The organism is uncultured Odoribacter sp., from assembly GCF_937966165.1.
Lineage (GTDB): Bacteria > Bacteroidota > Bacteroidia > Bacteroidales > Marinifilaceae > Culturomica.
Window position 1 is genome coordinate 66,546 of the sequence record NZ_CALCLB010000002.1, and the last position, 22,471, is coordinate 89,016.

A 22,471-nucleotide genomic window follows, 5' to 3' on the forward strand; every position below is an offset into this window, starting at 1 on the left:
TTTAATCGTTTTACGTTTCAGTTTGGGGTTCGGTTTCTGTTTCTTTTTTGAGTTTTGGGTAAGCAATCCTGGAATGATAGATATTGGCCAGCATTTCCGTAAAAACTCTTTTAACAATAGCTATATCCCTGAATGTAATATCTGAATTTTGAAAGCGGCCGTCTTTTACTTGTCCGTCAATGATATCATTTACTAATTTACTGATGTTCTCTTCCGTTTTTTCCTGGAGTGTGCGGGAAGCTGCTTCTACGGCGTCAGCCATCATGACGACGGCGCATTCCTTACTGACTGGATCGGGACCGGCATAAGTAAACAAAGACTCATCTATAGTTTTGTCCGGATATTTATTTTTAAAAGAGTTATAGAAATATTTTACCTTACTTTTACCGTGATGGGTCCGGATGAAGTTGACGATAGTTTCCGGTAAATTATATTTTTTGGCAAGTTCGACGCCTTTGGTAACATGATTGATGATATGCTGTGCACTTTCGTCAAATTCACATTTATCGTGAGGGTTGATTCCTCCTGTCTGGTTTTCGATAAAAAATATCGGTTCGTATGATTTACCAATATCGTGATATAAAGCTCCTGTACGGGTAAGTAAAGGATTTCCCCCAATCCGGTAAATAGCTTCTTCGGCAAGGTTGGCTACCATAAGAGAGTGCTGGAAGGTACCCGGGGCTTTCTTGGTTAAAGAACGCAAAGCCGGATGATTGGGATTCGATAATTCAATCAGCGTGATTTCTGACGTGAGTCCGAAGATCCGTTCAAAAATATAAATAACAGGATAACTGAGACTTAAAAGTAAACAATTTATAAGTAACCAAAGTATGCCAAAGGCATGCGTCAGTTCAATCTCTCCTTCCTGACTCAGGATAAAAGCAATATATACTGCCGTATAGGTGATAAAAATAAGGAAAATGGAAAGAAATAACTGTCCCCTGCGTTGCAATTGTGCCAAACTGAAAATCGCTACGATTCCGGCTGCGACCTGCATGAAAAGATACATATAACTGTTGGGGGCAAAATAAGAGATAAGAAGGGAGGTCCCTAAAAGCATATATAAGGCTGAACGGCTGCCTACCAGGATGTTGACGATAATGACAAAAAATAAAACAGGCAGAGCCAGCATATTGATATTTTGATAAAATCCGATACTTCCCAGAGCAACGGTGGCCAGAAAAGAGCCGTAAAGGAAAATAAATTCCTTGTTGTTATAAAAAATCCGTTTTTTGGAGTAGTAAAAGAATATGGAGAATATCATCAGGGCTGTTAACGTTAAAATGACTTGTCCTCCTAATGTGCGTAAATTACTTACCGGTGAACCTGTATTGTGCCGGTATTCTTTTTTTAACGAATTGAGAAGTTTTATTTTTTCGGGAGTGACAAGTTCCCTTTTGGCAATTATCACTTCTCCGTTTCTGACGAGTCCTTGCGTGAGGCTGATATTTTTGAGCTGGTTCAGAAGCTGAAGGTTTGTTTTAGAAACATCAAATTCCAGATTCGGCTGAATATAATTGTTCAGGTTCAAACTCAATAGATGTTCTTTCGTGCTTTGCGGGAGACTGGAGGAATTGATCCATTCTGTCAGCGTCGAATAGGCCTTTTTTAAGGTATATGTTTTTTGGAAATCGACATCTCTACCGATATTGTTATTGACGATTTTAATCGTCCTGAGGTTTTCTGCCGTTAAATTTTCCGGTAATTGTAAAATTCCGGCGTCGTAAAGAAGGGCTAATTTCTGCTGCAGATTTTCCAACGTCTGAGCTGTCGCCGGATTTTTATATTTGTCGAGGGCCGTTGCAAATTTATTGAGCTGATAGGTTTTTATCTCCGGATTCAGATTGAAAATCGGGGTTTGTTCTTGTGTGATTTTTTCCCTGTCTTGGGCTAATTCAGCTTCCGTTTTATAGATCGGGAAATCGAAAGGAGCATAAAGTGTTTCATATCTCCAGGACATTCCTTTCTGGAATTCATATTGAAATATTCCGGCTTTGGGAAAAAGGAAGACAATTATGCTGCATACGATCAGTATAACAATAATCCGTGAAACGATATAGAGTTGCCTTTTGCGTTTTCTGTCCGACATGATTAAAAATCAAAAATTTCCAATTAGCGACTAAAGATATAAAGATTTTATAAAAAAAAGGTTCCGATTGAGAACCTTTTTTTCGTTTTACTGGATGCCCGCAATATCCATATCTCTGTTCAGTTTTTTTATCAATCCTTGCAGGACTTTTCCCGGACCGATTTCCAGGAAAGAAGTGGCTCCGTCGGCAATCATATTCTGCATGATTTGTGTCCACCGGACAGAAGAGGTCAATTGGGCAATTAAATTTAGCTTTATCTTTTCCGGATCGGTATAAGGTCTGGCATCCACATTTTGATAGATGGGACAGACCGGTTCGGAAAAATGTGTATGGTGAATAGCATCTGCTAATTCTTTACGGGCGGATTCCATTAGAGGAGAATGGAAAGCTCCTCCCACATTCAGGGGTACTACCCTTTTGGCTCCGGCTTCTGTTAATCGGGTGCAGGCGATTCCGATCCCTTTATTGCTGCCGGAAATGACAATCTGACCGGGACTGTTGTAATTGGCTGGCACAACCACTTCGTCAATTTCTCCGCAAATTTTTTCAACCGTTTCGTCCGCAAGCCCTAAGACAGCTGCCATAGTGGACGGATGAGCTTCACAGGCTTTTTGCATGGCTAAAGCCCGGGCATGTACCAGGCGTAATCCGTCTTCAAAGGAAAGAGCTTTGGCTGCGACCAGGGCAGAAAATTCTCCAAGGGAATGTCCTGCTGTCATATCCGGTTTTTCGGTAAGGCTATCAGCTAAAATAACAGAATGTAAAAAAATGGCCGGTTGGGTGACTTTGGTTTGTTTTAAATCGTCTTCCGTTCCGTTAAACATCATATCCGTAATACGGAATCCTAAAAGTTCATTTGCTTTTTCAAACAGTTCTTTTGCCCGGGGAGAGTTTTCGTATAATTCTTTCCCCATTCCTACAAATTGTGCTCCCTGTCCGGGAAATACAAATGCTTTTTTCATATTGTTTATTTTTAAGATGTGACATTTATTCATTTACACCAAAATTGTTTTAGTGCAGCTTGGAACTGATTAACCGGATAAATTCCTCCCGGGTGGCCAGTTTTTCAAAAGCTCCGCTAAAATCAGAAGTTGTCGTTACTGAATTTTGTTTTTCCACTCCCCGTATAGCCATACACATATGTTTGGCTTCGATGACGACGGCGACCCCCAGGGGATGGAGTGTATTTTGTATACAATTTTTAATCTCGTAAGTTAAGCGTTCCTGTACCTGTAAACGGCGGGCATACGTTTCTACAACGCGGGCTATTTTACTTAATCCGGTTACATACCCGTTGGGAATATAGGCAACATGAGCACGTCCGTAAAACGGGAGCATATGGTGTTCGCAAAGAGAATATATTTCGATATCTTTTACGATAACCATTTGACGGTAATCTTCTTTGAAGAGAGCGGAACTCAGAATATGCTCAGGATTCTGACTGTAGCCCTGGGTCATAAATTGCATCGCTTTGGCTACACGCAGAGGAGTTTTCAAAAGTCCTTCTCTTTCCGGGTTTTCTCCAAGTAGTTTTAGAATCTCCTGATAATGATAACTTAATTGTTTCGTGCGTTCGGCATTAAAATATTCTACCTTTTGATAAAACTCTTCCTCATTGGTGATTTCTTGCTCCATGCGTTTGAATTTAATTAAAGATTGTGTTTACAACAGGCTCGCAAAAACAGTACAAAGTAAATATAAAAAATCTGATTATAAAATAATGCTTCCTGAAAATCCTTTTTTATCCAATAAAAGCGTTGACAGACAGGCAGGAACGTCCAGATTTGAATCGGTATAATAGGGCGGAAAATACCTGCATTCAAAAAGTTTGTTATTTTCGGAAAAACAGAATAGTAAGATCAATAAAAATATCAAATCAGAATTTTTTAAAACAGGAGTTTTTTATATCTTTATCCAGTTTATATTATTTAAGCAGTCCGTGGGAGGTTTCGGTTTTTAATAGATTTGTGTATGGAATGGATTATTGTACTTATGTTGGTCGTGATCGGCTTTGTTTTGCTGATTTTAGAATTTTTAGTTCTTCCGGGAGTAAATGTGGCTGGAATTATCGGTTTTGCCTGTGTTTGTTTCGGGGTTTATCTGGGCTATAAATTTTTTGGGACAAAGGCAGGACATTTTATTCTGCTGGCAACGGCGGTGGGAGGGTTTGTTGTGACCTGGTATGCCCTTCGGGCACAGACTTGGAAGAGGCTGAGCCTGAATTCGAGTATTGATAGTACTGTGGAAGGGGTGGATGAATCGGTAAAAGTGGGAGATCGTGGGATTTGTCTGGGACGCCTTGCTCCGATGGGCAAGGTAAAAGTAGGGGATACTATAGTGGAGGCACTTTCTCAAAGTGGTTATATTGACTCCCATGCTGAAGTTGAAGTGGTAAAAGTAAATAAAGATAAGATAATTGTTAAATTAAAGAAAGATAAAGATGGATAATACAGGTATCGTTTTATTAGTGGCTGCCATTGCCGGCGGGGTGTTTTTATTGTGGCTTATTTTATATTTTATTCCGATTGGGTTGTGGTTTCAGGCATTAGTTTCTGATGTAAAAATTTCATTGTTACAATTGATATTGATGAGGTGGAGGAAAGTGCCTCCTACTATAATTGTCGGTGCTATGATTGAAGGGAAAAAGGCCGGGATTGAACTTTACCGCGATTTATTAGAGGCTCATTACCTGGCCGGGGGACATGTACCTCAGGTCGTTCATGCATTGGTATCAGCTTCGAAAGCGAATATCGATCTGACCTTTCAGATTGCAACTGCAGTTGATTTAGCAGGGCGGGATGTTTTCGAGGCCGTGCAGATGAGCGTAAATCCAAAAGTGATCAATACCCCTCCCGTCAGTGCCGTGGCGAAAGATGGAATTCAGTTGATTGCAAAAGCCCGTGTGACGGTGAGAGCAAATATAAAACGTCTGGTGGGAGGTGCCGGAGAAGAGACAATATTAGCCCGGGTGGGAGAAGGAATCGTTTCTTCAATCGGTTCTTCCGATTCTCACAAAGCTGTGATGGAAAATCCGGATTTTATTTCCAAGGTGGTGTTGGACAAAGGTTTGGATTCGGGCACGGCATTTGAAATTCTCTCAATTGATATTGCGGACATCGATGTCGGGAAAAATATCGGGGCCGGTTTACAAATTGACCAGGCAGATGCCGACTTAAAAATTGCTCAGGCTAAAGCGGAAGAACGCCGGGCAATGGCCATTGCCCGGGAGCAGGAAATGAAGGCTTTGGCGCAGGAAATGAAAGCAAAAGTGATAGAAGCGGAAGCGCATGTGCCTTTAGCTATGGCTGAAGCTTTCCGCTCCGGTAACCTGGGAGTAATGGATTACTACCGTATGAAAAATATTGAAGCGGATACTCAGATGAGGGAAAATATTGCAAAACCGGAAGATAAGAAAAAGAGAACAGATAAACTGGTGTAATCCTGAAAATGGATTGAACTCCTATTGGAATGAAGGATGTATGACAGGTAAAGAGTATCGGAACCGGAAATACATCCTTACTTGTGTTTTCTCTCCGGAGAATCGTTTCAGATCAACTGTCCGGAGAATGAAAAGTGAAATTCAATTTAAATAAGAAGGCTAATGAAATCTGTTTTTATATCTTTACTGCTAAGCGGGTTAATTTTTGGAGGAAGGTTAAAAGCACAGGATCGGTGGGAAATTCTGGAAGATGGCGGAATTTTATGGGAAATAAAAGATAGTGTACCCCATGACGATCACATTGAAATGAGTGGAGAACAACTGTCTGTTGTTTTGCGTTATGGCGTGAATAAGGAAGGGAGATTTTGTCTGGAACGTTCGGTTGTCTGGCCGATGCTGCGGACAGTACCGAATAATACACATGCCAGTCTTATGCATCGGTTTGGCGGGGATATTTTGTCGTGGGTTAACATAAACGGTTTGGCTTTGCAGCAGGAACAACTGAAGTCGGTTTACTTGAAAGGCCTTATGCGGGTGAAGAGCGAGTTTTCTACGGGTTATGTCAATATCGGAGCCGCCCGCAAACGGGTGCAGAAGCCGGTAGCAGAAGTCGTGCGGACCTTTTATCCCTCTGTTGATGCCCCTGTCTGGTGTGAACGGTATGAGATAAAAAATATTTCGGACCGGTTATTTGAACTATCAATTCCGGAGATGAAAATTTATTCCCGTACAGACCCGCTTAAAGGAGTGGATGGAGAATATGTATTTTTCACTTGTACGGAAGGGGGAGGAACTTATAAATTAGCTCCCGGGCATGCTGTCGTCTTTTATGCTGGAATTCAGGCCGGCCGGCTTTCAGATAAGGCAGTGCAACCGGATTATGCGGCAGAACTTTTGAAAAGAGAAGAATTTGTGAGGGAAATGGAAGATCGTTTGTGTCTGGAGACTCCGGATAAAGTGATCAATACGATGTTTCAGTTTGCCAAAATAAGGGCTGCAGAAAGTATATATAAAACGAAAGGGGGATATATGCATGGTCCGGGAGGAGAGTCTTATTATGCGGCAATCTGGGCAAATGACCAGGCCGAATACGTAAATCCGTTCTTTCCTTATTTGGGGTATGAGGTGGGAAATAAGTCAGCTTTGAATGCTTTCCGGCATTTTGCCCGTTTTATGAATGCGGAATATAAACCGATACCGAGTTCCATTATTGCTGAGGGGAAAGATATATGGAATGGGGCCGGAGACCGAGGAGATGCGGCGATGATTGCATACGGGGCTGCCCGCTATGCTTTGGCCCGGGGAAGTTTAGAGGAAGCAAAGGAACTTTGGCCTCTGATAGAGTGGTGTCTGGAATACTGTAAACGGAAAATGAATACAGACGGGGTCGTAGAGTCGGATACAGACGAGCTGGAAGGACGTTTCCCGGCAGGAAATGCTAATTTATGCACTTCTTCTTTGTATTATGATGCCTTGTGTTCTGCCGTATTTCTCGGAAAAGAATTGGGGGTTTCAGCACTACAATTGAAACGTTACCGAAGAGAAGCAGAGGCATTGCGTCAGTCTATAGAGAAATATTTCGGAGCTCGGTTCGGGGGATTCGACACTTACCGTTACTATCAGGGAAATGATTTACTGAGGTCGTGGATTTGCATTCCGCTGAGCATGGGAATTACCGACAGAAAAGAAGGCACAATTGCCGCCTTGTTCTCCCCTCGTTTGTGGACAGAAAACGGTTTGCTGACGCAGGAAGGGAGCAGTACTTTTTGGGATCGTTCTACTTTATATGCCTTGAGAGGGGTTTATGCAGCCGGTGCTACGGAAAAGGCCACGGCTTATTTGGAATATTATTCCCGTCAGCGGTTGTTGGGGGAACATGTGCCTTATGCTATAGAAGCCTGGCCGGAAGGGAGTCAGCGTCATCTGTCCGCAGAAAGCGGGCTCTACGTACGGGTTATTACGGAAGGATTACTGGGTATTCGTCCTACAGGATTGTCTTCTTTTGTTTTTACCCCACGTCTTCCTGCTGCCTGGGATCAGCTGGCATTGAGGAATATCTGTGCTTTCGGGAGGAAGTTTGATATTGAGGTTAGCCGGAAAGAAGACAGACTTTATGTAGTTGTTAAAGAGAACGGCAAAATTGTCTTCTCCCGGAATACGCAGGCCGGTCGTTCGCTATCCGTTCGGTTCCCGGGTAAATAAAAACAGGATGAAATATTTAATTGTGAAAATGTTTGAGTATTTAAATAGGTGAATGGGAAATAGGAGTAATGGCAATTTATGCCGGATAAATGTTCGTTTGCTGAGTCACAGATTAATAAACGGTGGTTCTGATGACGGAAATGTCATCAAGGAGATGCTGTGTTGTTAGTCCGCTAAGCATTCTTCAGAAATCAAAAATAAACCTTTAAACCTTTGAACCTTCTTCCGGTTTGGAAGAGCCGGGAACGAAGATGGAGAGATCATTAACAGTTATATCTTATGAAAAAGATCGTATACATTGGATGCTTATGCTGGATTGGCGTTTTCTTCTTTTCTTGTCTGTCACCGGGGCGGATAGGGGAAAAAGTAGTCTATTTGAAAGATTATATGACTGAGGGTCCGGAAGGGCAGGATGCGACTTTAGCTTTGCGGAAGGCTTTGGAAAAATGTAAAGAAATAAATGCAAAGCGGTTGGAATTGACTGCCGGGACACTCTATTTCAAACCGGATTATGCGGTAGAACATTACGTCTTTGTCAGCAATAATGATGAGGGACTGAAGCGGTTTGCTTTTGATTTGACCGGTTTTACGGATTTGAAAATTGAAGGAAATGGAGCAAGGCTGCTGTTTTCCGGTTTCATTTGTCCTTTTTTGATAAAAGAAGCCCGGAATATTGAAATTCAGAATTTATCTATAGATTATACGCGTACTTTTCATTCAGAAGGGAAGATCGAAGCTAGAGGGGAAGGCTGGCTGGAAGTGTCGTTTCCCTCGGAGTATCCTTATTATTTTTCAAATGGATGTCTGTATTTTAAGGACAATCAGGGGAATAAATATCCTTATAGTAACTTATTGGAATTTGATGTGAAGAAGCGGGAACCGGCTTATATGGTAAAAGATTACTGGTTGTCCGGCGGATGTATGCCAGCCCAGGAAATGAATAACGGAAATGTCCGGATTTTTAAAGAAAATATTAAAGGAACGCCCGGTAATATATTGGTATTTGGTGCGGCCCAGCGTTTGATACCGGCTTTTACCCTTACCGACAGTAAAGGGATACGCATACAGAATGTAACTATTTGGCATTGTGGCGGAATGGGGGTTGTTGCCCAGAGAACGGGAGATATTGAGTTGGATAGTGTCCGGGTTACACCTTCCCCGAATTCCGGACGCATTATAAGTATTACAGCTGATGCAACTCATTTTTCCAATTGTTATGGACAGATTCGCATGTTGAATTGTTTGTTTGAAAATCAAAAAGATGATGCAACCAATATTCATGGGATTTATGCCGTTATTGATTCCATTATAAACCCGGAAGAAATAATTGTCAAATTAATGCATCCGGCACAATGGGGGTTCGATTTTATAGAACCGGGACAACAACTGGAGGTAGTAAATCACAAAAGTTTGATTCCGTACGGGGAACTGGGAGTTAGAAGTGTAGAGCGTTTGAATAAGAAATATACCCGGGTTTGTTTAAATACTCCTTTACCTGCCGGCACCCGGCCAAAAGATGTCGTGGCTGCAGCAGGTCCCTATCCGGATGTATTAATCCGGGGATGTAAAATAAGGAATAACCGGGCCAGGGGATTATTATTGGGATCCAGGGGAAAAATCCGGGTGGAAAAAAATTATTTTCATGTGCCCGGAGCTGCTATCCTTTTTGAAGGAGACGGCACTTACTGGTATGAACAGTCGGGAGTGCGGGATGCCATTATCCGGGAAAATGTATTTGATAATTGTAATTATGGCATTTGGGGAAAAGCTTGTATTGCCGTCGGGTCCGGGATTTATGACCGTCGCGACTCAAGCCGTTACCACCGGAAGATAAAAGTGGAAGAGAATACATTTTATGCCTTTGATCCCCGTCTGCTGAATCTGTATTGTGTGGATGATTTTGTGTTCAAAGGGAATCAGGTGATCCGTACGGACGCTTATCCTTATTCCGGAAAAGAACAAAGAGCTTTTGTCATTGAAAATTGCAGCAATGTTGTTCTTCAGGAAACTGAAGAGTAAAAACGGAATCTGCATTATTACTTGGAGGAATCGTAAACTGAAAAATGTCCTTGACAGAATGTATTTTCAATGTGGCTGTCGGATTTTGAGAGGCTTCCATTGCTTTGCATGGGAAACGGGAAAGTGAATCAGAGGATGTTCACCTCCGGTTCTATCCATACATTGAATTTCAGAAAGACACTTTTTTTGATTTCGTTTGCCAGCCGGACAATATCCAAACCGGTAGCATTCCCACGGTTTACTAATACAAGGGCTTGTTTTTCATATACCCCGGCCTTTCCCAGATTTTTTCCTTTCCAGCCGGATTGTTCAATCAGCCAGCCAGCCGCCAGTTTTGAAAAGGATCCGTTTACCGCGTAAAGAGGCATATCCGGGTATTTTGCTTTCAGTTGTAAAGCCAGAGGGGTTTCTACTATAGGATTTTTAAAGAAACTGCCGGCATTCGGTAAGGTACAGACATCGGGTAATTTGGAGGTTCGGATGTTTACGACAGCCTGGCGGATATTTTCTAAATTACATATACCTCCCAGTTGCTTGAGTTCTTCTTTTATACTCCCGTATTCCAATCGGGGAAAAGCTTGTTTACTCAGTTCAAAAATGACATAAGTGATCAGGTATTTGTTTTTCCACTCTTTTTTAAAAATACTGTCTCGGTATCCGAAACGGCAGTCTGTGGCCGGAATATAGATTTTCCGGCCTTTTTCCAGATCGATAGCTTCCACTGTTACAATGTGTTCGCCTGCTTCCATACCGTATGCTCCGACATTTTGTACAGGTGCTGCTCCGACATGTCCGGGAATAAACGATAAATTTTCGACTCCCCATAAATGATGATTGACCGTCCAGGCTACAAAATCGTCCCAGTTGATACCTGCTCCTACACGGACGCTTACTTTTTCTTTATTTTCAGAGAGAATCTCAATACCTTGCATACAGGGATAAAGAACCGTTCCTTCAAAATCTTCTGTAAAAAGGAAATTGCTTCCTCTTCCCAAAAGCACCATTTCTTCCGGTTTTAATTCATATTCCCGTATGAATTCAATAAATTCTTCTTCTTCTTCTCCTGCTACAAAATATTTACATTTTACATCTATGCCGAAGGTATTATAAGGGCGGAGGCTGATGTTTTCTTCTATTTTCATTTTTTTCAGACTAGCTAAAGCCTTTGCTTTTTTCGTTTTGTTTCGGGCTTTATTATATTTGCAGCAAATATAAGAATATCTCCGGACAATGGACAATTTACCTTTCGCTTTCATTCAACGTATGCATGACATCCTGCGGGCAGAAACAGACAATTTTATGAATGCACTTCAGGAACCCTCTCCGGTAAGTATCCGTTTTAATACGGCTAAAGTGGATCCGGCAAATCTCAAGCAGACGGACGGGCTGGTAAAACAATCCGTACCCTGGTGTCCGGAAGGGGTTTATTTGGATCAACGGCCACGGTTCACTCTGGATCCGTATCTGCACGGAGGGGGATATTATGTGCAGGAAGCTTCTTCTATGTTTTTGAGTTATATGGTTAAACAGTTGCTGACGAAAGAGCCGGTAAGGGTGCTGGATCTGTGTGCGGCTCCGGGAGGAAAATCTACTTTATTGGCTTCTCTGCTTCCTGCCGGGAGCTTGCTGGTTTCGAATGAGGTCATTCGTTCCAGGGCTGCCGTTCTGAAAGAGAATCTTATTAAATGGGGAGGAGATCAGGTGGTTATTACCCAGAATGATCCTGCTGATTTTAAACGTTTAAGGAATGCTTTCGATATCCTATTGGTGGATGCGCCTTGCTCCGGAGAGGGAATGTTCCGTAAAGATCCGGAAACCGTAAAGGAATGGAGCGAAACCCATCTTCGTTTGTGCAGTGAAAGACAAAAGAGAATTGTAGGAGATGTCTGGGATTGTATCAAACCTGGAGGATATCTGATTTATAGTACCTGCACCTATAATCCGGAAGAAAACGAAGAGATAATAAGATGGATACAAAAAAAATGGGGGGCCGAAAGTATTCAAATTGAACATCATTTTCCTGAAATTACGTCTACCGTACCTCCTTTATACGGATACCGGTTTTATCCTCATAAAGTAAAAGGGGAAGGTTTTTTTATCAGCGTTTTGCAGAAAAATGATTCCTCTGCACACACTGTCCCGAAAATAAAGAAAACCTGTTTTTCTTCAACGATACGGCTACCTGAAGAATTAACCGCTTTGTTGCCTGACCGCTCAACACTGGCTGTCCGGAATGAAAATTCCCGTATTTTCGTATTGCCGGCTATACAAGATGAATTCGTCAGTTTGCTGGAGCAATCTCTTCGGGTTATTTATAAGGGATGTGAGGTAGGAGAACTGGTTCATCAAAAGGTAAAGCGTTTGCACCCTTTGGCCCTGTATGTCCGTTTAAACTCATCAAATTGTTTGCGGGATGAGGTGGATTTGAATACAGCACTTCGGTTTTTAAAAAAAGAAGATATTCCTGTTTCGGCAAAAGCGGGGGAATGGGTACTTATTACCTATGGCGGCATCGGACTGGGTTGGGGGAAGAGTGTGGGAAACCGGCTTAATAATTATTATCCGAAAGAATGGCGGATCCGCATGGAACTGCCTTTCGGAAAAGTTGAATCTGTTAAATAATCAAAAATGGACTTCACAGCTATAAATTTTAATATTACCCCTTTTTCAGAGGAAATAGCAGATATACTGATTGCAGAAATGAGTGAAATCGGGTTTGAAGGATTTCAGTATACAGATACCGGTTTTACGGCCTATATTTCTTGTCAGCAGTTTGACAGAGAAAAAATTCAAAATTTGGAATTTCTCCAATGGCTGCCTTCGGATTATCAAATGGATTGGAATAGCTCAGTGCTGGAAGACCGGGATTGGAATCTGGAATGGGAAAAAAATTTTACTCCCATACTCATAGATAAGCGGATATTGATCCGGGCCGGTTTTCACCCGACAGTTCCCGGTATAGAATACGAGATTATCATTGAACCTAAAATGAGTTTTGGAACCGGTCACCATCCGACAACTACCCTTATGCTGGAGACTTTACTTGATTTTTCGGAGCAGATTAAAAATAAAAAAGTTTTGGATATGGGGTGTGGTACTGGTATCCTTTCTATTATGGCAGCTAAACTCGGAGCACATGCCGTTACCGGAATTGATATAGACGAGTGGGCATATAAAAATGCTATGGAAAATATTGAAAATAATCACCTCGGGCATATAGAAATCAAAATCGGAGATGCCGGTTTGTTGGAAAAAGAAAATAAATTCGATTTTATACTGGCTAATATCAACCGGAATATTCTTCTAACCGACATGCCTTTTTATATTCATCACCTGGAAGATCAGGGCATCTTGATCCTGAGCGGGTTTTATACCCAGGATTTACCTTTTATTCAAAAAAAGGCAGAAGAAGAGGGAATGATTTTGATAAATCAGAAAACAAATCAGAATTGGACAGCTGTATCTTTTACAAAAAATAAACAATTTGTTTAATTATAAACAAAGTATTGTTTCTTATCACAAATTGTAGGATATTTGTCGCCTTAAAAATTCAGTAAGAATTTCTGGAATAAGAATTCTTAAAACTCGTTTTAGGACAGCTAAATAATTATAATAAAGGAAAAATGAAAGTTTTAAAATTCGGGGGGACCTCTGTAGGTAGTGCAGAAAGAATTCAGGCAGTAGCTCACTTAGTGGATGATTGTCAGCCTAAAATTGTTGTACTTTCGGCCATGTCGGGTACGACGAATACTTTAATAGAAATAGCAAATTGTCTATATTGCAACGAAAAGCAGAAAGCTATCGATATTATTCAGAATCTGGAATTGAATTATTATATCGTTATCAGTGAGCTATACGTAACGGAATCCTATATTCATAAGGCTAAAGAGTTTATTCAAACTATTTTTACCTATTTGCGTTCTTTTGTCAATAAGGATTTTTATCCCTTACAGGAGAAGGCAGTGATAGCGCAAGGGGAAATAATTTCCACGACTTTAATGTACTATTATTTACAGGAATGCGGGGTACCTGTTTCTCTGGTATCGGCATTGAATTATATGCGTATTGATAAAGACGGGGAACCGGATTATTTCTATATAGAACAAAATTTAAAGCGGGAATTATCACAGCCGTCCATTCAGCCGCTTGTTATTACCCAAGGGTTTATCTGCCGGAATGCTTATGGGGAAATTGATAATTTAAAACGGGGGGGAAGTGATTATTCCGCAGCTTTGATAGGAGCTGCGTTGAGAGTAGAAGAAATTCAGATTTGGACAGATATAGACGGAGTACACAACAATGACCCTCGTTTTGTGGACAAAACCCGTGCCCTCCGGCATTTGTCTTTTGACGAAGCTGCGGAATTGGCTTATTTCGGTGCAAAAATTCTTCATCCTTCCAGTATACAGCCGGCAAAGAAAGAAAATATTCCGGTACGGTTAAAAAATACACTTCGCCCTGAGGATGAAGGCACTTTAATTGCTAAGGAAAGTCCTGTTAAAAATGTAAAGGCGGTGGCTGCGAAGGATGGAATTACGGCTATCAACGTCAAGTCGACCAATATGCTTTTAGCCTATGGATTTTTAAGAAAAGTATTTGAAGTATTTGAAGCCTGGAAAACTCCGATTGATATGATTGCGACGTCGGAGGTGGCGGTTTCGTTGACAATTGATTGTACGGATCATTTAGAGAATATTTTGAAGGATTTGGAAAAATTCGGAACAATAGAAGTGGATTCAAATCTTTCCATTATTTGTATCGTCGGAGCATTTGCTGCAGGTAAAACAGGACTTGGGGCTAAGGTGTTGAATGCATTGACGGATGTTCCTTTACGCATGATTTCTTATGGAGGAAGTGAGCATAATATTTCGTTGCTTGTCAAGCAGGAAGACAAGCAAAAAGCTTTGAAGGAACTGAGTTACCGGTTGTTGGATAGAGAATCTTAAAGAATGTTTTGAATTTACGATCATGAAAGAGATAACACACTTGACAAATTTACATACTCCTTGCTATTATTATAATATTGAATTACTCCGGAAAACAATCGGGAAAGTAAAGGCTGAGCTGGTAAAGTATCCGGGATTTCAGGTACATTATGCAGTAAAAGCAAATGCCAATCCGGTTTTACTGAAATTGATCAGCAGGGCCGGATTGGGTGCGGATTGTGTGAGTGGGAATGAAGTGGAGCGGGCTGTTGAATGCGGATTTACACCGGACAGGATTGTTTATGCCGGTGTTGGTAAAAATGATCAGGAGATAAAAACGGCTTTAAATGCGGATATTTTTTGCTTTAACAGCGAATCGTTGCCGGAAATACAGGTGATTGACGAAATCGCTGCCGCTTCTGGTAAAAAAGCCAGGATCGCTTTACGTGTAAACCCCAATATAAACGCTCGTACACATCATTATATTACCACGGGTATAGAAGAAAACAAATTCGGTATTTATCTGTACGATTTGGAACAGGTCATTGAAGAGAGCCTGAGATTACCGAATATCGAACTGATTGGACTGCATTTTCATATCGGTTCTCAGATTACAGACATGAGTGTTTTCAGAAGTCTTTGTTTAAAAGTGAATGAGATACAGCAAAAATTGAAGAATAGGGGAATCGTTTTTCCGCATATCAATTTTGGAGGAGGTTTGGGAATAGATTATGATCATCCCTATAGGGAACCGATTGCTGATTTTGAAAATTATTTTGCCACTTTTGCCCGTTTTTTTGAGGCCAGTCCTTATCAGCAGGTACATTTTGAGTTGGGACGTTCAATTGTTGCTCATTGTGGGGATATGGTTTCCAAGGTATTGTATGTAAAAGAGGGAAGGAATAAAAAATTTGTCATTTTGGATGCTGGTATGAACGACTTGCTGAGGCCGGCCCTTTATCAGGCATTTCACAAAATTGAAAACATCAGTTCAAACAAACCGGAAGAAAAATACGATGTAGTGGGACCGATCTGTGAGTCAGCAGATTGTTTTGGAAAAGATGTGACTTTAAACGGGACTTCGAGGGGAGATCTGTTTGTCATTCATTCGGCCGGAGCCTATGGAGAAACCATGGCATCCCGGTATAATTTACGGGATTTGCCGGCAACATATTTTTCCGGTCCTGCGTCTGAATCCGATAGCTGATAGTTTTCAGCGGGAAAGCGAATTCAGGAAAGGTCTTACTTGTTCGTGTGGACGTCTGGATTTTTTTAATCTTCGGGCGAATCCTTCTCCTGTGGGGGAGTTACCGGACGAAAGTCCCTGACGGAAGAATTCCGTCAGAATCAAAAGTTCATTAATCGGTGGAATATCAGCTAAACATAAAGAATATAATACCTTCTTTCTCCCTTTTGCATTCGGATAAACACACTTGCACATTTAAACATTTGCACATATAAACCTCAATTAAAATTGCATAATTAAGAAAGTTTTCTTTCCTTTGCACCGCGAAATACGGAAGTAGCTCAGTTGGTAGAGTACCGGTCTCCAAAACCGGCTGTCGGGGGTTCGAGCCCCTCCTTCCGTGCTCCGGCATGGGTCATCTGATTTATTTTTCAGATGACTTTTTAATTAGTCTGCTGTTTGCACCGAAAATTCACCTATACCGGCTCTTTGATTTCCCTGAACCTGACAGGCGACGAAACGGATATGTTGTCCTTTTACGGGAGGAAAAGCGATATGCTGTTCAATCGGGTGGTGCTCGATATTGGAAAATTCGCCGGAGGATACTAACCGGTTGCCTACATAGAATTCGTAATGGGTGATAACTCCCCTTCCTCCTCTCCTCTGATCGGGAGTATAGGTGAAACCGTTAAGCCGGTATGTTTTGCCAAGGTCGATGAGGATCTCTTGCTTCGCTTTAGCTGGTAAATAAAAAGCGGTATAATCATTTCCGTCAAACATAAGCTGGCTGTTTTGCAATAATTCGGGTATGAGGGCTTTGTCCTTCCCGGCTAATTGGCGCTCATTGATCAACTGGAATCCATTCCGGGGAATGTCGAAACGACGGCTTGACAGGGGACTTTGCAAACCGTTTTGGGAGGAATAGGCGATGGCCTTTACCGTCCCTTTGCGATTCAATTTAAAAGGATGTGCCGGATCGTAGAGCGCGGATGAGGAGGTAGGAGTAGAAAGATCCGTTGTATAATAGATTTGGGTTTCCGGGTCTCCGTTCTGTATGAGTACAGTATTGTCAGCCCGACGGGATATAACCGGTTCCGTAAGCAGGGGTGGGGCCAGATAAGCTTCGATATTGTTAATGCATAGCGGGCCGCGGGAGCGGGTAAAGTGTATCCGGATTTTTTCTGCTTCTGTGGTTTTACACCGTAAAATTCGCTTATAACCAATGGTCGTCATCGAATCGGTTGTTTCCAGCGGATGCCATTGGCCTTCGCGGAAATATTCCGTTTGGAAGGCAATCACCCGCTGCCCCAGGGGAATGTATTCCTGTAAAAGCAGCCGGTTAAAAGATTGTTTTCCGGGAAAGGAAAGCGTTAACAGAGCCTGGCTGACACTGTCGTCAGTTGCCCAATAGGTATCCCAATTCCCGTCTGTTGTATGGGAAGGAGCATATTCCCGGGAATTCCCTCTTGTGTTTTGTGCTTCAGCTTTAGCGTGTTTCAGTAAATTTTGATTCAGTTCTGCTGTTATCGTTTTTCTCCATTCTATAGCCCGTGCGGAGTCGAGGGGATGTATTTTCCCGTCTCTTCCGACCGGAAAGTTTAATAAGAAGTTGGCATTCCGGCCGACACTGCAGTAATAAAGGTCTACAAGATGTGCAAGGGTTTTTACCTGGTGATCTTCCCGGGGGTGGTAGAACCAACCGGGACGGATGGAGACGTCGCATTCGCCGGGAATCCACTGTTCCGCTTCCGGCATGCCGTATGTTAATTCTGAAAAAAATTTCTGAGCCTCCAGATTATACAGGCTCCAATTGGTTTCTCCGGCCCAGCCGTCTTCATTTCCTATCCAACGGATATCAGGACAGGTTCCGCCGTATATGACAGCTTGTGGTTGCAGCTGTTGAATCGTCTGACGGGCTTTTTCGTATTGATAATAGGTAAGGGCATCTATATTCCGTTTTTCGCAACTGCCACCGTACCAGCCGTCTCCTCCATTGGCCCCGTCAAACCAATACTCGAAAATTTCCCCGTAATTGCTAAGCAGTTCCTGCATTTGATTGTGAAAATAGTCTACATAGGAAGCATAGCTGTAATCGGCATGATGACGGTCCCAGGGAGAAAGGTAAATGCCGAATTTTAAGCCGTATTTCCGGCAGGCGTCTGATAATTCTTTTACGATATCTCCTTTCCCTTGTTTCCAGGGAGAATTTTTAACACTATAATCTGTGTATTGGGAAGGCCAGAGGCAAAATCCGTCGTGGTGTTTTGCGGTCAGCATAATTCCCTTTAATCCCGCGGCTTTTATAATGCGAGCCCATTGGTCACAATCCAGGTCTGTGGGATTAAAAGTAGAGGCAGGCGTGTTGCCATATCCCCACTCCAGATCATTAAATGTATTTAGTCCGAAATGTATAAAAGCGTATGTTTCCAGTTTCTGCCATTCGATTTGGTTGGAGGTGGGCAGAGGAAAAACAGGTGCAGGAGGGGGTGTCGTTTGACAGGCACTGAGCAGAAAGAGAATAGATAATAAAAATAGTTTATGCATATTAATTTTCTTTAATATGCAAATATGCTAGTTTAAAATGAATTTTTAAAAAAGAAGGATAAAAAAATTCCGGCGGATCTGCCGGAATTTTAAACATTTTATTGAGCTCCCAAGAGGATAAGACCGATACTGAAAGCAAAACTCTGGAATTCAGGTACTCTGCCGTGGGCAGCTCGCGTACCGTAACTGTAACGTGCTCCGAAATTCAATGCAATCTGGTCGCTGAGCGGGACATACATACCGATTTCGGGTGCAAAACTGAATTGCCATCTGGAAATGGTAGAAGAATATTGTCCTACTTCCAGGCGCTTTTCTGTCCAGCGTGTACCTATGCCTAGGCCGACAAACGGACGGACAGAAGTCGTGTTGTCTGTAAAATAATAACGTCCGATAGCCATCAGGGGGACGGTGTTGATATACCGGTATTGATTGCCTGTTATGGTATAGATATTATCGTTGCCCTGAAAGCGGAAATTATTAGTGTGATGGTCCAGGTTGTGATAAAATACGTTCCAGCCGATAGCTCCGCCGATTGAAAAATAGTCTCCTAGGAACTGATGATATTCGAGGTCTGCGCCTCTGAAACTACCTTTGTTTGTAAAATCTTTGATATCGCCGAGGGGTACGCTTATCTGGTAGTTGAGATTAAGCATCTGAGCTTTTAATAGTGGACTCAGCCCAAACAACAGGATTGCGATTACTAATATTTTTTTCATACTCAATCGTTTTTATATCTTAAATAATGAATGTCAGTTGATAATTTTATAGGATCGTAATAAACTTTCTGCTTAAAAATCCTATTATTTGCCTAAGTAAGGTGACTGAACGAAACATTGTCTGATTTGTGTTTCAGCTCGTTGAAGGATATAATCAGTGGAACCTGCAATGATACCATCTGCGATACCGCTCCACAATACGGGTATTTTATTACTGGATTCCGTAACGTTTGACGGATCAAGCATATCGATTACAATAGAGCCGGAACGGTAAGAATACAGATTTATAGAGCCCCATGGGTAATAAGGGCCGAAACTTGGCCAATTCCAACCCGGGTAATACCCCCAGCCGTACCAGTCCCAACCTGGATACCAACCCCAATAGTTATACCAGTTATTGTATACGAAGTAGTAATTTACATTTGAAAAAGCAGAAACAGTAACGATAAAGTCGGGTTTATCCGTTTCAGAACCTTGAATTCTCTGGTATCCTAAAGCTTGAAATTCCGATTCAACCAATTTGAGAATAGCTTGGTCGAATTGATGCCCCCCATTAATCTCGTCGTTTTTACTTACGAAATAAACAATAGTATCCGGCATCGAATAGGTGGTGAGACTGGCAAAAAAGCTTGCATCTTTGTCCCGGTCGTAAGTTGTCATAGCAACGTCGTAATCTACCGTTTTGTCAGCTCCTTCAGGATAGCAGGATACCAATAACTGAGCAAACAATCCGGTTAGTAGTAAAAATAGTAAACGTCTCATACTTAGTTTGTTTTTAGTTTAACATTCTTTTATTATCAATCTGTGTGCTAGATTTTTTATAAATCATTTTTAATAATATGGAAGTATACGTCAACTATTTTAAATGGTTGCACTTATTTTTTTACGCTTGATGAGGAAAAAAAACAAAAGGTCTGTGAATAAAAGAGATAAAAAGCGAAATGAATGGTTGTTAAGATTTTATTCCGGATCTGTAGCCAAAATGGATTTATAGCCGTGGGTCTTGGCAATATTCATGATACGGACCACATGTTCAATGGGGACTGATTTTTCCGCCTGAATCTGAATACAAGGATCCTCCGAATTTTTTAATTCATTGACGATTTTACTTTCCAGCATAGAAAAAGGCGTGACTTTGGCATTAAAATAATAAACCAGGTTTTTATCGATGGACACCGTGACAGTTTGCCTGTTGGAAAGTTGGTTAGTGCTTTTGGGTAATAAGAGTTTTAAGGCATTCGGATTTACTAAAGTGGAGGTGACAAGGAAAAAAATTAGCAAGAGAAATACAATGTCAGTCATAGATGACATATTGAAATGAGGGTTTATTTTGCTTTTTCTCTTAATGGTCATAACGTTTCTTTGCTTTTTACTTTTTTAAAGCATATAAAGAATCAAGGAATGCCGAGATCGAATTTTCCCATTCGTCAGTTGTCTTTTCTATCCGTGCAACTAAGATATTATAACCGAAATAGGCGATAATTCCGACGATCAGACCTGCAACGGTAGTAATCATTGCTGTATAAATCCCTCTGGATAACAAAGTGATATTAATATTATTTCCCGCTAAAGACATATCATAGAAAGCCTGGACCATGCCCACGACTGTTCCTAAAAAACCGATCATGGGTGCGATACCGGCTACCGTAGCTAATAGGGATAATCCTTTTTCCAGCAGGGCAATTTCGCTACTAGCCGCATTTTCCATACTGCTGCGAAGTTCTGAAACAGGAATATGGGAATAACGGATTCCCTTTTGTAAGATACGGGCTAAAGGACTGTCTTCGGCTTTACATTCTTGTAAAGCTGCAGCAGAATTACCCGTTTCCATGTACCGGACGATCCTCTCCGTAAATTCTTGTGGCGTTTTGGTTAATTTACGAAGGACTGAAAACCTCTCACAGATAATATAAATCCCTGCAAGGGAGAGGAGGAAAATAGGAATCATTAACCAGCCTCCCTTAATAATCAGACTCCATAAACTGAGATTCGCTTCAGTTGCCGGAGAGGTAACGGCGGTCGTCAGTAATAAAATTATATTCATAGTTCCGGATTTTTCGTGTGCGAAGATAATTGTTTTGGAGCAAACAAAAAAACGATAGGTAAAAAAGCCATTGACAAAATCCGTTGAAGGGAGGTTTCCGGAGCGATAACTAAAAGTTATTCCCGATAACTATTTTGATGCCGGATATCTCGATAAAATGTGATTCTTTTGCATTGTTTTTAATCCATCTAAATTTAATACAACCTGAAATGAGATTAAGTGAAAAAAGGGGCAATATGCTTCATGGAATACTGCTGATCGCCTTATTTTCTTGTGCGGCGTTTTATATCGGAGATTTTCCTTTTTTTAAAAAGTTATCCTTTAGTCCGTTGATTATAGGTATTATCCTGGGTATGTTATATGCCAATAGTTTGAGAAATCGTTTGCCGGCAGCCTGGGTACCTGGAATCCTGTTCAGTTCTAAGCAAATATTACGGCTGGGAATTATTCTGTATGGTTTCCGTTTGACTTTTCAGAATATTGTGGATGTCGGTTTACCGGCTATCATTATAGATGCTATTATTGTGACGGTTACGATTACAGGAGGAGTTTTTGTCGGAAAATTATTGAAGATGGATAAAAGCGTAGCTCTTTTGACTTCTGTAGGGAGTGGGATCTGTGGAGCTGCCGCGATTCTGGGGGCGGAAGCTACTATTAAAAGTAAACCTTATAAAACGGCTGTTGCCGTCTCTACTGTGGTGATATTCGGTACCCTTTCTATGTTTTTATATCCGGTTCTTTATAGAAATGGTATTTTTCAGCTTACTCCGGAGCAAATGGGACTTTATACCGGATCGACTTTACATGAGGTCGCTCACGTTGTGGGGGCCGGGAATGCGATTGGAAAAGAAACTTCAGATGTAGCCATTATTGTCAAAATGATTCGTGTCATTATGTTGGTCCCGGCCTTGTTGATTATCAGCTATGTCATTGCCAGGGCCAGGGCCAGAGCCAAAGCCAGAATGCGGGCAAACCGGAAAGAAGGGGGACAGAGAGGGGGACAGAAAATTGCTGTACCCTGGTTTGCTATCGGATTTTTAGGTGTAATCGGTTTTAATTCTTTTGATTTGTTGCCTCAGCCGGCAATCGGATTTATCAATAATCTGGATACTTTTTTATTGACTATGGCTATGACAGCCTTGGGTGCAGAAACTAACTTCGAGAAATTCAAAAAGGCAGGAATAAAACCGTTTGTATTGGCTTTGATTTTATATGCCTGGTTGTTGAGCGGGGGATATTTACTGGTCAAATATGTCTCTCCCCATTTATTTTTCTGATCATCCACCTAAAACAGTTGAATATTTAA

At 41.5% G+C, this 22,471-nt stretch carries 18 protein-coding genes and 1 tRNA gene; 10 read left to right on the forward strand and 9 right to left on the reverse strand.

The features are described 5' to 3' along the window. Positions 1 to 10: 10 nt before the first annotated feature. From Q0465_RS00700 to folE, 3 genes are all read right to left on the reverse strand, one after another. Complete coding sequence (locus Q0465_RS00700; RefSeq protein WP_298611381.1) at positions 11 to 2,089, reverse strand: HDIG domain-containing metalloprotein; 2,079 nt, start codon at positions 2,087 to 2,089, stop codon at positions 11 to 13. Positions 2,090 to 2,176: 87 nt separating this feature from the next. Then, the gene (gene fabD, locus Q0465_RS00705) at positions 2,177 to 3,052 is read right to left on the reverse strand and encodes an ACP S-malonyltransferase (RefSeq protein WP_298611384.1); all 876 of its coding nucleotides are present in this window, start codon (positions 3,050 to 3,052) and stop codon (positions 2,177 to 2,179) included. Positions 3,053 to 3,101: 49 nt separating this feature from the next. Further along, positions 3,102 to 3,725 carry a GTP cyclohydrolase I FolE gene (gene folE / locus Q0465_RS00710; protein WP_298611387.1) on the reverse strand — a complete coding sequence of 208 codons (624 nt, stop codon included), beginning with the start codon at positions 3,723 to 3,725 and terminating at the stop codon, positions 3,102 to 3,104. Between the two features lie 336 nt (positions 3,726 to 4,061). Between folE and Q0465_RS00715 the strand changes: the two genes are divergently transcribed. The 4 genes from Q0465_RS00715 to Q0465_RS00730 all read left to right on the forward strand — a co-directional run bounded on the left by Q0465_RS00715 (position 4,062) and on the right by Q0465_RS00730 (position 9,750). Beyond that, positions 4,062 to 4,538, forward strand: a complete 477-nt coding sequence (locus Q0465_RS00715; RefSeq protein ID WP_298611390.1) for an NfeD family protein — start codon at positions 4,062 to 4,064, stop codon at positions 4,536 to 4,538. Continuing rightward, positions 4,531 to 5,529, forward strand: a complete 999-nt coding sequence (gene floA / locus Q0465_RS00720; protein ID WP_298611392.1) for a flotillin-like protein FloA — start codon at positions 4,531 to 4,533, stop codon at positions 5,527 to 5,529. The genes Q0465_RS00715 and floA overlap by 8 nt, the downstream gene beginning before the upstream one ends. A 162-nt stretch (positions 5,530 to 5,691) precedes the next feature. Further along, positions 5,692 to 7,731, forward strand: a complete 2,040-nt coding sequence (locus Q0465_RS00725; RefSeq protein WP_298611395.1) for a hypothetical protein — start codon at positions 5,692 to 5,694, stop codon at positions 7,729 to 7,731. A 279-nt stretch (positions 7,732 to 8,010) separates the two neighbouring features. Next, positions 8,011 to 9,750 (forward strand): right-handed parallel beta-helix repeat-containing protein, encoded by a 1,740-nt coding sequence (locus Q0465_RS00730; RefSeq protein ID WP_298611398.1) that lies wholly within the window; start codon positions 8,011 to 8,013, stop codon positions 9,748 to 9,750. Between the two features lie 128 nt (positions 9,751 to 9,878). Here Q0465_RS00730 and murB read toward each other — a convergent pair whose 3' ends face one another. After that, positions 9,879 to 11,006 carry a UDP-N-acetylmuramate dehydrogenase gene (gene murB / locus Q0465_RS00735; RefSeq protein WP_298611401.1) on the reverse strand — a complete coding sequence of 376 codons (1,128 nt, stop codon included), beginning with the start codon at positions 11,004 to 11,006 and terminating at the stop codon, positions 9,879 to 9,881. On the opposite strand from murB, the gene Q0465_RS00740 reads away from it, so the two are divergent. The 5 genes from Q0465_RS00740 (at position 10,981) to Q0465_RS00760 (ending at position 16,264) form a co-directional block, all read left to right on the forward strand. Further along, entirely contained in the window at positions 10,981 to 12,372 is a 1,392-nt protein-coding gene (locus Q0465_RS00740; RefSeq protein ID WP_298611404.1) for an RNA methyltransferase, read from the forward strand. The genes murB and Q0465_RS00740 overlap by 26 nt on opposite strands. A gap of 6 nt (positions 12,373 to 12,378) precedes the next feature. Further along, positions 12,379 to 13,242 (forward strand): 50S ribosomal protein L11 methyltransferase, encoded by an 864-nt coding sequence (prmA, locus tag Q0465_RS00745; protein WP_298611407.1) that lies wholly within the window; start codon positions 12,379 to 12,381, stop codon positions 13,240 to 13,242. 131 nt (positions 13,243 to 13,373) lie between these two features. Then, positions 13,374 to 14,696: an aspartate kinase gene (locus tag Q0465_RS00750; protein WP_298611409.1), complete on the forward strand. Its 1,323-nt coding sequence runs from the start codon at positions 13,374 to 13,376 to the stop codon at positions 14,694 to 14,696. Between the two features lie 22 nt (positions 14,697 to 14,718). Beyond that, a complete protein-coding gene (gene lysA / locus Q0465_RS00755; protein ID WP_298611412.1) occupies positions 14,719 to 15,882 on the forward strand; it encodes a diaminopimelate decarboxylase in 1,164 nt (387 codons plus the stop codon). 309 nt (positions 15,883 to 16,191) lie between these two features. After that, a tRNA-Trp gene (locus tag Q0465_RS00760) sits at positions 16,192 to 16,264 on the forward strand. A 44-nt stretch (positions 16,265 to 16,308) separates the two neighbouring features. Here the strand turns inward: Q0465_RS00760 and Q0465_RS00765 are convergent. The 5 genes from Q0465_RS00765 to Q0465_RS00785 form a co-directional block, all read right to left on the reverse strand. Continuing rightward, positions 16,309 to 18,405: an alpha-L-fucosidase gene (locus Q0465_RS00765; protein WP_298611415.1), complete on the reverse strand. Its 2,097-nt coding sequence runs from the start codon at positions 18,403 to 18,405 to the stop codon at positions 16,309 to 16,311. Positions 18,406 to 18,503: 98 nt separating this feature from the next. Next, on the reverse strand, positions 18,504 to 19,121 hold the full coding sequence (locus Q0465_RS00770; protein ID WP_298611418.1) for an OmpW family outer membrane protein: 618 nt from the start codon (positions 19,119 to 19,121) through the stop codon (positions 18,504 to 18,506). 84 nt (positions 19,122 to 19,205) lie between these two features. Next, positions 19,206 to 19,883 carry a DUF4136 domain-containing protein gene (locus tag Q0465_RS00775; RefSeq protein ID WP_298611421.1) on the reverse strand — a complete coding sequence of 226 codons (678 nt, stop codon included), beginning with the start codon at positions 19,881 to 19,883 and terminating at the stop codon, positions 19,206 to 19,208. Positions 19,884 to 20,081: 198 nt separating this feature from the next. Continuing rightward, on the reverse strand, positions 20,082 to 20,474 hold the full coding sequence (locus tag Q0465_RS00780) for a biopolymer transporter ExbD (protein WP_298611424.1): 393 nt from the start codon (positions 20,472 to 20,474) through the stop codon (positions 20,082 to 20,084). Positions 20,475 to 20,490: 16 nt separating this feature from the next. Further along, entirely contained in the window at positions 20,491 to 21,165 is a 675-nt protein-coding gene (locus Q0465_RS00785) for a MotA/TolQ/ExbB proton channel family protein (RefSeq protein WP_298611427.1), read from the reverse strand. Between the two features lie 236 nt (positions 21,166 to 21,401). Here Q0465_RS00785 and Q0465_RS00790 point away from each other — a divergent pair, with 236 nt between their 5' ends. Continuing rightward, positions 21,402 to 22,442 carry a YeiH family protein gene (locus Q0465_RS00790; RefSeq protein ID WP_298611472.1) on the forward strand — a complete coding sequence of 347 codons (1,041 nt, stop codon included), beginning with the start codon at positions 21,402 to 21,404 and terminating at the stop codon, positions 22,440 to 22,442. The last annotated feature ends 29 nt before the right edge of the window (positions 22,443 to 22,471 follow it).

Bases quoted from the DNA above. Each gene is read 5' to 3' on its own strand.
- Q0465_RS00700 (WP_298611381.1), bottom strand. From the start codon at position 2,089: ATGTCGGACAGAAAACGCAAAAGGCAACTCTATATCGTTTCACGGATT.
- fabD (WP_298611384.1), bottom strand. From the start codon at position 3,052: ATGAAAAAAGCATTTGTATTTCCCGGACAGGGAGCACAATTTGTAGGA.
- folE (WP_298611387.1), bottom strand. From the start codon at position 3,725: ATGGAGCAAGAAATCACCAATGAGGAAGAGTTTTATCAAAAGGTAGAA.
- Q0465_RS00715 (WP_298611390.1), top strand. From the start codon at position 4,062: ATGGAATGGATTATTGTACTTATGTTGGTCGTGATCGGCTTTGTTTTG.
- floA (WP_298611392.1), top strand. From the start codon at position 4,531: ATGGATAATACAGGTATCGTTTTATTAGTGGCTGCCATTGCCGGCGGG.
- Q0465_RS00725 (WP_298611395.1), top strand. From the start codon at position 5,692: ATGAAATCTGTTTTTATATCTTTACTGCTAAGCGGGTTAATTTTTGGA.
- Q0465_RS00730 (WP_298611398.1), top strand. From the start codon at position 8,011: ATGAAAAAGATCGTATACATTGGATGCTTATGCTGGATTGGCGTTTTC.
- Q0465_RS00740 (WP_298611404.1), top strand. From the start codon at position 10,981: ATGGACAATTTACCTTTCGCTTTCATTCAACGTATGCATGACATCCTG.
- murB (WP_298611401.1), bottom strand. From the start codon at position 11,006: ATGAAAGCGAAAGGTAAATTGTCCATTGTCCGGAGATATTCTTATATT.
- prmA (WP_298611407.1), top strand. From the start codon at position 12,379: ATGGACTTCACAGCTATAAATTTTAATATTACCCCTTTTTCAGAGGAA.
- Q0465_RS00750 (WP_298611409.1), top strand. From the start codon at position 13,374: ATGAAAGTTTTAAAATTCGGGGGGACCTCTGTAGGTAGTGCAGAAAGA.
- lysA (WP_298611412.1), top strand. From the start codon at position 14,719: ATGAAAGAGATAACACACTTGACAAATTTACATACTCCTTGCTATTAT.
- Q0465_RS00765 (WP_298611415.1), bottom strand. From the start codon at position 18,405: ATGCATAAACTATTTTTATTATCTATTCTCTTTCTGCTCAGTGCCTGT.
- Q0465_RS00770 (WP_298611418.1), bottom strand. From the start codon at position 19,121: ATGAAAAAAATATTAGTAATCGCAATCCTGTTGTTTGGGCTGAGTCCA.
- Q0465_RS00775 (WP_298611421.1), bottom strand. From the start codon at position 19,883: ATGAGACGTTTACTATTTTTACTACTAACCGGATTGTTTGCTCAGTTA.
- Q0465_RS00780 (WP_298611424.1), bottom strand. From the start codon at position 20,474: ATGACCATTAAGAGAAAAAGCAAAATAAACCCTCATTTCAATATGTCA.
- Q0465_RS00785 (WP_298611427.1), bottom strand. From the start codon at position 21,165: ATGAATATAATTTTATTACTGACGACCGCCGTTACCTCTCCGGCAACT.
- Q0465_RS00790 (WP_298611472.1), top strand. From the start codon at position 21,402: ATGCTTCATGGAATACTGCTGATCGCCTTATTTTCTTGTGCGGCGTTT.